General features: G+C 63.9%; 1 protein-coding gene. It reads left to right on the top strand.

The window, feature by feature from the left end; all coding sequences use genetic code 11:
• Positions 1-75: 75 nt before the first annotated feature.
• Complete coding sequence (locus tag PATSB16_RS14195; protein WP_047214770.1) at positions 76-11,931, top strand: EAL domain-containing protein; 11,856 nt, start codon at positions 76-78, stop codon at positions 11,929-11,931.
• The last annotated feature ends 215 nt before the right edge of the window (positions 11,932-12,146 follow it).

Below are 12,146 nucleotides of genomic sequence, written 5' to 3'. Positions count from 1 at the left end.
TCAGTACTACGACGATAGTAGTGATGGGCTGAACCTCGTTCGGCAGATCGCGAAAAACGAAGCGGAGCGTGTGCTATGTTGATCATGCCAGCAGATGGTGGTGGGCCTGTGGAGCTGCCGGTACACCCGGCGAGTACGAGCGGGGCCACGCCCAAGGCTGGCGCGACGGGAGGCAGCGGGGATAAGAGCACGGCGGTGCCGGCGGGGCAGGTGAACGCGTCGAGCCTGAGCGCGCAGCAGGCGCTGCTGGCGGCGGAGCAGGAGACGGCGCGGCGGCTGGCGGCCGCGCAGGCGCAGACCAAGGTGGTGCAGGCGGCGCTGCAAAAGCAATACCCGTACGGGATGAGCGATGCGCAGTGGCAGGCCTATCTGCAGAAAGACCCGCAGGGACAGAAATTCAACCAGGACTGGCTGGCGGTGCAGCGCTCGGCGGCCAACCAGTTGAGGCTGGCGGGCGACGGGGCGAAGGACCCGAGCGGGGCGGGGGCGGCGATCGACAGCGAGGCGGCCAAGCTCAAGGCCAGCGGCAAAGGGGACGCGACGCTCAAGCTGCTGGTCGACGACGCGGTAAAAAGCGTCAAGGGGCAGAGCGCGGCGAGCCGGGCGACCAGCGAGCGGGCGTTCCGGATGGAGATCGTGAATCAGACGCCGGGGGCGACGGACGCGCAAAAGAGCACGGCGCTGAACGACTTCAACCAGGCGCTGGGCCACGAGATCGCGCTGCAGGCCGCGCAGCTGCACCTGAAGAACGCGCAGGCGGACATGGCGGCGCTGAACAAGGAGCCGGGCGGGGCGCGGCGGGCGGACTACGGCGACGTGAGCAGCGAGCTGAGCCGGGCGCAAAGCGAATACGCGCAGGTGCAGGCCGGTCACGACGATGCGGGGGTGGACGTAAGCCCGGCCGAGCAGCAGCAGGCGGCGCAGGCGGTGGCGCAAGGCCACAGCACGGAGCTGTACTCGCTGGGGGATAAAAGCGACCCGCTGAGCGTGCCCGGGGAGACGGCGGTGATCTCGGCGCAGCAAATGCTGCAACACTACGTGGCCAACGTGAACCCGAACGACCCGACGCTGACGCCGGCGCAAAAGCAGTTGGCGCAAAGCGACCCGGTGGCGTTCGCGCAGGTGCAGATGAGCGGGGTGCAGATCGACCCGTCGCAGATCAAGAACGGGTGGGAGAAGCAGCTGGCGCAGAGCAACCCGCTGGAGTACGCGATCTACAAGATGACGGGGGTCGACGCGACGGGCGTGAATCCGGACGATCCGAGCTTGAGCGCGACGGACAAGACGGAGCTGCACAACAAGGACTACCTGCAATACGCGATCGCGCACGCGAGCCAGAGTGCGCAAGCGAAGATTGGTCTGCTGCTGGGCTCGGGGCAGACGGTGCGGTTCAACCGGGTGCAAAGCCAGGTGAACCAGCTCACGCAGGGCACGCGCACGAGCGCGAACGATGCGAAGGCGCTGCAGATCCTGCAGACGAACATGAGCCAGGCGCTGCTGCCGGGCGAAGCCGACGCGTTGTGGACCCAGATCGGGGCGCCGAAATTCAGTGCGAGCTACCTGCAAAGCCAGTTCAACGCGCTGATGAAGAGTCCTGGCCGTGAGCCGAGCAACGATCCGAGCGTGATCCAGGCGCAGCACGACGACACGATGAACGCGGACAAGGTGGGCAAGTGGCTGCAGCAGATGACGAAGAACGCGCCGCCGCAGTTTGCGGCGCTGGCGCTGGACACGATCCAGAAGAACTTCAACGAGCACTGGTTCGAGTCGAACACGGGGACGCCGGCGATGGGCCGGGGGACGGACTTCTACAAGGGGCTGAGCCAGGCGGTGCAGGTGGCCGATGCGCAGGACCCGCAGGCGCACCAATACGCGGACAGCACGGCGCAGTGGCTGCTGGCGGCGAGCAACCTGAAGGGGGGAGAGACGGGCAAGGCGGGGCCGATGATCTTCATCATCCAGGGCGGAGGTGATGGAGGGATGACGTTTCAGAGCGTGCGCGACGCGATGAGCGGCGGGTACGGCACGGACCTGGCCGATGCGCTGAACCGTCAGATCGGCACGGCCAAGAGCGGGCCGCCGCCGGGCAACTTCACGATGGCGTACCAGCTGGGCAGCCAGGAAGCCGCCGGCAAGCAAAACAGCCAATACGCGCAGCAAAGCTATCAGAGCTTCCTGCAGACTGCGCCGGCCACCCTGAAAGCCTACTTCAACGACATCGGGCAACACTACGGCACCGGGTCGTCGCAGTTCGGCGACACGACCCAACTGGACAACTTCATCGCGGCCGGGCTGAACATGGCGCCCGATGCGGTGGCGATGCCCACGGCACCGGGAGCCAACGGGCAGGGGACGCAGGCGCAATCGCCGCTGATGACCGCGCAGTGGCTCAGGCAGGCCGGGTATGCGGCGCCGCAAAGCGGGGGCAAGCCGATCTCCAACGAAGCGTGGGCGCAATTGATCGTGAGCGGGCAGTATGCGCTGCCGCTGACGTCCAGCGGGCAATTGCTCAGCGCGCAGGAGCTGGCCAAGGCGCTGGCGGACAATCAATACGCGGGGGTCAAGCCGCCCACCGACGGCCATGGCCATGCGTTGAGCGCGGCGCAGATTGCCAAGGCGCTGGGTGCGGGGCAATACCAGATTCCATCGACGGGGCAGGTGAACTTCGGTGCGCAGGCGACGCTGGACGGGCGGCACGCGGTGCCGGTCGATATTTACGGCAAGCCGCTCACGGAAGGTGAGTTGCTGCATCAGATCAGCATCGGCACCTATCAGGGAGAGAACCTGTACGCGCACAATCCCAAGTTCGCCGACATTGTGGGGCCGATCGCCAAACGACTGCAGTCGGTGGCGGGGGTGAGCCTGCCGAGTCAGGCAAGCGCGCCTGGCGCGAGCGGGGCACCCATGCTGACGGTCAGCCTGATCCCGACGTTCTATGCGTCGAACGACGGCGGAGCGAGCCCATCGGGCTTGTTCGGCGTCACCGACAAGAGCAGTCATCACACCAAGCTGATCGACGATCGCGGCTGGCACTACGACAACCTGAGCGACTATCAGCACAACAACGCACTGTCAGGCGGCAAACTGTACGTGCCGACGTGGCTGCAGACTCGCAACGACGCGCAGCCCGGCGGGATCGAGCTGGCCAGCTACAGCAAGGGCCCTGCAGGGGCGATGGACATTGCCTACAGCCAAGTGGACTCTCACCAGACCACCGGCTGGCAGCACGTGGAGAATGTGCTAAGCATCGGGGCTGAGTTGGTGACGGCGGCCGCGGGTACGGCGCTGCTGTTCACGGGGGTGGGCACGGCGCTGGGTGTGACACTGCTGGGCGTAACGGCGGCGGGCGTAGGGTGGGGGATGTATACCTCGGTCGAGGATTTACACAATATGGCGGAGCATGGCGGGACGATCAATCCGTTTGCCGATGGGCGCGCGCGCATGGACTGGGGGATGTTGGCGGTGAGCGCGTTTGGGCTGGGCGCGAGCGGGGCCACGTTGCGCGGTGCACGGCTGCTGATGCTGGCCAAGACACTGCCGGAGGCCGAGCAGGCGGGGGTGTTGGCCGATGCGATGAAGTGGGACACGCTGGCCTCGCGGATCAATCGACCGGCGATGGTGGGCGGGACGTATCAGATGGTCAATCAAGGTGAGTCGTTGATTCGCAACTGGGACCAAATGAGCGGGGAGCAGAAGTGGAGCCAGTTGGCGATGATCGGGATGAATTTAACGCCGTTCTTCGCTGGCAAATACATCAAATCGCTGCGGGGCGAAATCATGCAGCAGCAGGCCTCGAACCAGCGCGTGCTCGATGCGCAGGCACAAGCGCAAACGCAAGCCGTCGCCGTCACCAACGGGCAGGCGTATTGGATCAACTGGCTCAACGACGCGATCAATACCGGCAAATTCAAGTTGCAGTACCAACCGCTGCACGACAGCCTGAGCGGTGAAATCGCACACTACGAAGTATTGATCCGGCACAGCGATCTGCGGCCGGACCAATTCGTCCCGGCCCTGGAGGCGCACGGCCTGAGCCTTCCGCTGGCGCAGTGGGTGATTGCCGAGGCGGTGCGGGCGGCGGCCGGTCACCCGGATGCCAACCTGGCGATTAACCTGTCCGGGCCGGTGCTCAACGACAGCAGCTTGCCGACATTCGTCGACGCCGTGCTGTCCGACTATAGCGTGTCGGCTGCCCGCATCAGCTTCGAAATCACCGAAACCGGCGATCTGCCGGATATGCAGGTTGCGCGGGACGTGCTGCGTCGCCTGCGCGCCAGGGGCCACGAGATCGCCATCGACGACTTCGACCAGCAGCGCTCGCTCGACTATGTTTCCCGACTGCTGGCGCGCGCTGCCGGCACGCACTTGTTCGACATGCTGAAAATCGATCGCGCATGGGTATCCGCGCTGGGTGATCCTGCCGTGAGCGAGGCCGTCAAATTCGTGGTCGACGATATGCACCGCATGGGCATCAAAGTGATCGGCGAAGGGGTCGAAACCGAACAGGATCGCGCGCGGCTCGAGGCCCTGGGTGTCGATATTCAGCAAGGGTGGTACTGGGGGCGGCCGGGCGACTTGCCGGACCACACCGGACTGCCCGACAAGATGCCGTCACGGCCCGGCAAGGCGGCAGGCGACGGCTCGGGCGACGAGGGGCAAGGCGATGGCAATGCCAGCAGCGGCCGCGCCCTGTCGGCCGATTATCATCCAGCGCCGCCGGCGCCATTGACCGCCGCACAGACATGGCAACTTGGCCTGACCCAGGCAGGCAGCCCGTCGGTGACGACGATGGAGCCGTATATCTCGCAGGTTACCCACCAGGCCATGCGTGGTATCGATCCGTCGACGCTGTATCCGGAGTTGCTCCGTATCGGACTGTCGGAGAACACGGCGCGAGCCTTCGTGGCCCAATTGCGGGAAGACCCTTCCCACGCCGTGGTCGCATCCGACCAGATGGACGTGCAGCCGGAATATCTCGATATGTCCCGCGCGGTGCCGGTGATTTCGACCGCGCAGAAATTCATTCTGCCGATTCCGCCGCTGGCCGATGGCGAGCCGCTGGTCTACCCGGCTGGCGCGATCGATGCAAACGGCACGTCGCTCGAAGGACAACCGATTCTCGATTGGCAGGGTAATTCGCTCGGCGAGACCGGCGTGGTTTTCTACAACGCCAAGGACCAATCGCTGCAGGCCGTGCCGGGCGACGGCAGCGGCGTGATTATTTTCAACGAGGTCACCGAGGCGCAGGCAGCCGCACTGAGCGCCGCCGTGACGGATTTGGCGGGCACACCCGCGGCCCTCAATCACGCGCAGGTCATGGCGGTGCTCGATGTCGCGGCATCGCTGGGCCTGACCGACTGTTACAACTCCGACGTTGGTTTCATCCGTAGCAACATGACCCCGATGGGCGATCTCGGCGCGGACTGCTTCGGCCTTTACAAGCGCGACGATCGCGACACCTGCTGGGCGGTTCGCCTGGTCGGCCGGGGCACGTTCAAGGGCCCGGCCGCGTCACCCCAGCGCTTCGGCAGCGGCGCGGTCATCGTTCGCCAGGGGAATGAGTACCGACTGGTGCAGCCAGCGGAATTCGGGCGAACCTATTGTCACAGCGACGCGACGCCGATCGACGTGATGGCGCTACCGGTCGGCCTGCGCGCCTTCAATGTCGAGGGTCTGCTCGATACCGCGTCGCCGGGTCAGATCGAAGACGCCGGAGGGGCCCAGGCGGGATCGTTCGCCGGGGCGCCAACCCCAGCCTCCCTCGGACTGACTTACACGAAGAGTCGCAGCGGTAACTGGTTGTTTCTGTCGTCGAGCAACGATCCGGGCGTTAGCGTCAAGGTGCAAATCGGCGCGGTCGATCATTCGTCCGCCGAAGGCGCTCCCGTAATCAACGTTCAGGAACTCAAAACCGGCCAGGCGTCGCCCGGCTCCGAAGGCTGGCTGCTGATGGCGTTGCTCGATCATTACGGCGTGTTGCCGTCGTCGGGCACGCTGTTGGTGTTTCCGGACATTGTCGAGACGTCGCTGCTGGCGGCCTACGGCAATGGGGGCGACCCGGCGCGAACGCCGCTGGGCGTGTCGCTGACCGGCGCGTTAACGGCCTATGGATTCAGAATCTCCGGGTTTCATTTCGACGACCACGGCGAGCAGCTCTCGCTGGTGGTATCGATACTGGGCCAGGACGAAGCGCGAACGCCACCTCCGGGCAACGGCGAGTCGCCCACCGACGACGGCCCCGGTGGTTCCCTGTCGGCAGCCTATCACCGCGCGCCGCCGGTCATATCGGACGCAATGCGCTGGCAACAGGGTTTGACCGATGCCGCCAGCCCGATGCAATCGGGCGCGCTGGCCGGCTATCCTGCGCCTGGCGTGCGACAGGCCGTGAGCGGGCTGGATTTGGTGACGCTGGGCAACCATCTGGTCACGGCCGGCGTCTCTCACGATACCGCCACGGCATTTACCGCCGCGCTGCAGGAGGGCGCGACCGGCACTTCGCCGTATATGAACCTGCCGCGCGTATCGGTCGCCGGAGTCGTGGAGCCTCCCGGCGCGGCCGATGTGGCGCCGACGCTGGCGCTGCTCGACGCGGCCGAGCGTGCCGATACGAAACTCTCGGCGCGCGACGTGTCGACGCTGCTGGGCTATGAGCCACTGCTGCCCTGGCGACGGGTGATGGATGGCGTCAAGCGCTGGCTGCCGATTCTCAAGAGCCGCGCCCAGAAAATGGCCAAGGCGATGACCGAACTGCATCAGCACGCACTTTGGGAAAACCAGGCCAGAGACGAACAGGCCGCACTGCACGACTGGCTCGGCGGATTGAGTCCGACGCAGTTGGCGAGCCTGCAGATCAAGCCGCACGCGATCGGTGGGCCGGCCTGGATGCAACGCTGGACGCTCGTCGCGCAGGGCGCGAGCGACGGCGAGGCCTGTGTGAGTTTCGATGCGGGATATTTGCCGTCGCTACCTGACTCAATGCGCTCGCGGCTGCCGGTGCAGGTGAGGGCGCCGCTCGACGCGCAGGCCCAATTCCTCGCGCAGCTCGGCATCGAGAACGGCCCTCAGGCAGCCGAGTTTTTCAATCAGCATTTCGACGTCATTGAACTCGATCCGCAAAAGAAGCTCCCGGCCGAAATCGCCAAACTCATCAATGGCGATCCGGCGCTGCAAGCCGCTTATGCCCAGGCGCAGGCCGATGGCGGCACGTTGAGTCTGATCAAATGCAAGCAGACTCCGGAAGCGGTGCTCGATGCGATCCGGCAAATCGCCGAGCAATCGCAGCACAAATTCGTGTCGACCTGGCTGCGCGGCCTGGTGATCTCGGATACCGACCCGAAAATACTGCAAGCCGATTTCGACCGCATGGTGAAAAGCTACAACGAGCAGATGGACGCCGTGCAGCACAAGGTCGATGAAAACAGCTTCCGCGGGCAAGTGCTTGGCGCGCAGAAGACCGTTGCGTTGCTCGGTGACATGGACTTTGCCGGCGCGATCGATCTGATTCGCTCGTTCAGCACACAAACGCTGCATGTGACGGCCGCGGACGGCGGTGCGGCCGGCACGCCCGATCTCACGTTGCTCAATGCCGCACTGGAGCAGAATTTCGGTCGCCAGCATGCATATCGACGCTTCGTCACCGATGACGCCAACCGAGCCTCGGAAGGCGCGCGAGCGATCATCAATGCACTGGTGGGCATGACTTTCCTGGTCAAGGGCGTCGAACAGTTGCTGCATTTGAACAGCATCGCCCGCAGCATCGCGGCGATTGGCGATGATGCGGCGGCCGAGAGCGCGGAGATTTCGGCGCTGCGCGGCGCAGGCATGACCGATAAGGAACTGCGCGATCGCCTCTGGAAGATAGCACCGGCCGGCGTGGTCGCCGCAATCATCAGCAACACGATCGATCTGGCGGTCAAGCACTTCGGCAACCGGGTCGGCGGCGCGCTTTACTCGGCCAGTGCGGTCCTCTTGTCGGCCGTCACGGGGTTGATGTCCGTCAAGTATTTTGCCGACCACTACCGGCAACTCGAAAGCGAAGGCAAAGTGCCCGGCTATATCGCGCTCGATGCCACGATGCGACGTAATCTCGACGCGCTCGGCCAGGTGGATTTGCCGAAGGAACAGATGATTGCGGCAGTCGACGACGCGCTCGCGCGCGCCGATGCCGAACCAGGGGTGCGCGAGGCGGTCGGCGACTACCTGCGTGAGCTCGACAGCGCAGATCTGGTCGGCTCGCTGCTGAGCCATAGCCGGCCCAGCAGTTGGGGCGGCCGCTGGCTGGCTGGGCTCAAGGAAGCCACCGGCATCAACCCGGCGCGGCTCGGGCTGACCCTGGGCACCTACTCGTCACCGCTGATGGGCTTTGCGTTCGGCCCGTATTTCCTGCACAACCCGTGGCTTTATGCGGCGGCCGGATCGTTCGAAACCATTGTCGGTGCGGTGTCGATCTGGGCCTATAACCTCTCGTTCGACTTGCGCTGGTCGCATGCCGTCGATCATACCGAGGTGACGCTGCCGGATGCGCCCGGCGCCACCCCGCCCGAGGAGCCACAATCGCTGTCGGCGGCCTATTATCCGGACGCGCAACAGCCGCAAAACGATCCCGGCGAGCAGTCGCCCGCCGTGTGGCTGGCCAATTCGAGGGTTGGCGCATTGGATCAATTTCCATCGCCCGCAGCTCGACGAGCGGCCAGCCAACTGAATCCCGACCTATTGCAGGCGCAACTGCTGGACATTGGACTGACGCCCGGCACCGCACAAGAGTTTGTCGCACAGTTGTCCGGATCGGCGAATCAGCATGTCATTGCGCAATACTGGTTTGCCGGCGGGCGAGACAATGCCGGGACACCTTTTGACGAGATGGAACATGAGCGTTTCGGTTTGACATATGGCTATGGGCGCGGCCTGCTCGGCCTGTTCTCCCAAAGCGACCCCGGGGTGAAACTGAGTGTTGGAATTGACGTTGACGCCGAGGGAAATTTGCTGGAGGCAGCCGCAAATAATATCGACATCTTTATGATCGATCCAGGCGACCTGCCGCCGGGGGCGGACAGTCGAATGTTGATAACGCTGCTTCAGCATTTCGATATTGAGTTGGCCCCGACAGGGCGAGCGACGATTTGGGCGCTCGACAGCCTGCCCACGCGAGACGCTCTCGGACATCAGATCGATCCGTCGCAAACACCGCTGGCGAAATCGCTTACGCTTGCATTGTCGGCCTGGGGGCTGACGGCCGACTTCGAGGTCGTTCCCGCAGAAAAAAATAGTCTATCGCTGGTCGCGCATTGGCATCAGGCCGCCACCACCGACGCGCCATTGGCCACCGAAACTGTCAACGAAGTGCCCCAACAAGGACTGTACGTCTCCCGCCCGGTCGACCCTGCCAGCGCGCAGCATATTCTTGGCCTGGGGCAATCGGCGCTGAGCGGCGACATCAACTGGGTGCCGCCAGACAAAATGCACGTGACGGTGGTGCGCAGCCCGAACGATCTGCGCGACGGCGAAATATTCACACCGCAAACCGATCCCCTGACTATCCTGCCGCCCGACGATGCGAATGCCACCTGGCAACTGATCAAGCTGGGTAACGGCGTTGTGCTTCGCTTCGAGGCGCCGGCGCTCAAGGCGCGCTGGGAAGAAACGCGGCAGCAAGGCGCGGGGTGGACTTACGGCGACACATATGTGGCGCATGTCACCGTTGCGTATGAAATTGGTCAGGGCTCCGAGTCGATCCCTGTGGCGCCGTTTCCGATTACGCTCGGCGGCGAGAGGGTCGAGCCGTTCGATGCGCAATGGGTTCAGCGCCAGGGTTTGGGGGCAAAGGACAATTCACCACAGACCGAAGCGGCACAAGTGTGGGATCCACGTGCGGATGGCGTTGATACGATCAACTTGGCGTTCACTCATTCCTATATTCCGGGGCAATCTGAATTGCATGTGGAATCGCCGCCGAACACGTTTGCCGTGCGCGCGCATGGCACGCCAGATTCGACCCTGCTCGATGAGCAGGGAAAAGCGGTCGGCCCGTATCAATTCGTTTTGCAGCACAATCTCTTTTGGAAATTCGGGCAAACCATTTTCCTGGCGGTCGACCATGCCGGTGCAGGCGGCGATCGGGCATACGTGCAACAACTGGCTGATACGCTGAACACGGAAGTGATCGCGCCGGACGGCCCATTGAGGATCTCTCAGGATCAGGTGGAACCGGTGGACGGCGTCCGCTGGCTGCGCTTTTCGCCGCGCCCGACTACACCTGATTTCTCTGTCGAGATAGGCGAACAGGGTGAGCTCATCGCGGTCGACGCGGCCGGCAACCGCGAAGTCAGGCCGCTCGAAGCGCTGATCGGGCGGCTGCTGGGCGGCGGCGTGGTGAAGACGGTATTTGAGCTGGGCAACAATAAGGTCGTGGCACTGGCCGACGCCGACATGGGCGAAGTCATGATCGATCTCGAGCGGCAAAGTACCGAGCTCTACCGCAATGCAGGTGCACCGGTGAGCAAGATGTACGATCAGCAGGGCGAGGGCTTTGGCCGGCTCGCGGTGTTCTACGAACGGTACGTGTGCAGCACGAAAGATATACAGCGCGAGGGCGCCGACGGGCGCGCGGTGATCGAGTCACCCTACTTCAACGAGAATACGATCGAGGATGCCGAGCAACTGCGCCGCATTATTCTCGCCGTCAACGACGGGGAGTTACCTGGCGATATTGAGGTGATGCTCGCGAAAGACGGACATTTGGCGCTACATGATATAGATCTCCCAGGACTCTTCATGCGTGAAGGCGACGATCAACAACTCGCCCGCTTTAACGAATTCTTTGACGCCATTATCGCGAGCGCGCGGCGGAATATTGCGGATCGCCAAACGGATCCCGTTGACAGCTTGCCTGCCGGAGCGTCAGGGGGTGTGGCGCCGCAGCGCCTGGAGATCGACTGGGCAGCGCAGCCGTTGGCCCACCCCAATCAAAGCTATATGCCCGACGGCGCGCCGAGCGTGCGAATGCCGACGCTCGGCGATATCGCGTCTCATTGCAAGGTGTTTGCCTCAGGTGGCGAGGACGGCGTAGTTCTGGATCATCAGGGTGATCCGGTCAGTCCGCATCAGCTTGCGCTGGACATTGAGCTCGATTGGGAAAAGGACCAGCCGGTTCTGCTGGCCGCCGACAACGCCGGGCTGGGCGGTAGCCACGCCTATGCACAGCGATTGGCCGATGTGCTTGGCACGGACGTCATTGCCCCCGATTTTGAACTTCGCATGGGTAAAGGCCATCGTGTCGTGATGGATGGCGAAGGCGACTGGTATCGGTTTCGGCCTCGCCCGGAGGTGCCGGCCGATTACACACTGGACGTGCAGGAGAATGGCAGGGTGATGCTGACTGATGCGGCCGGCGCGCAGCGCCTGGTCGATCCCGAAATTGTCCTCGGGCGGCGTCTTGGCTCGGGTGGTGCGAAGCTCGTGTTCGCATTTGGCAAGGACAAAGCCATCGGCGTGCTGGCGCCCGATTTGGAGCGTGAATTACTCGACAGCGAGAAAGCAGAACTCGACGCCCGGCAAGCGCAGGGCTACCCGGTGATCGGGATGCAGGTGCCGCAAGACGGCACGATCTTGGGGCGTCCGTTTGCCATTTATGAACGCTATCAAACCAGTGTCAGCGCGGAGGGTTTGCTGAGCAGGCAAGGCGGACAGGATATCGTTGCGGACAGTCCGTATTTCAATCAGCGCACCCTGGCCGATGCGGTGCATATTCGCGGCCTCGTCGAACGAGGTCCCACGGTCGTCAACGATTTCGAGCTGGGGCTTTTCCCGGATGGCCGGTTGGTGCTGACCGATCCTTACGACCCGGATTCGGAGGCAGTTTGGCCGCGCCAGCGACAGTTGGCCGTACTGGATCAAATCATCGCGCATGCGCAGCGCCACGTGGACGAGGTATAGAGCCCAAGGCTCCGAAGGCACGTGGCCGAGGGCGGCGCGCAGGCCAAATAGGCGGCAATACTACGCCTTTCCCGGATTGAAGAGCAGGGATGCGGCGTAGAAAATTGCGCACTCGGCAGGCGTGATTCGCAATGACGGTGCCCCTCGATGGGCGACATGACGCGATAACACGCTGGTCGTCGGGGCTGCTGTCTGCCCGCACTTGCCAGCTGTGT

Source organism: Pandoraea thiooxydans, from assembly GCF_001931675.1.
Taxonomy (GTDB): Bacteria; Pseudomonadota; Gammaproteobacteria; order Burkholderiales; family Burkholderiaceae; genus Pandoraea; species Pandoraea thiooxydans.
The sequence above is the reverse complement of the archived record's forward strand: the minus strand, read 5'-3'. Positions and strand labels throughout refer to the sequence as shown.

Coding starts and splice junctions, on each gene's coding strand:
- PATSB16_RS14195 (WP_047214770.1), top strand. CDS start 76: ATGTTGATCATGCCAGCAGATGGTGGTGGGCCTGTGGAGCTGCCGGTA.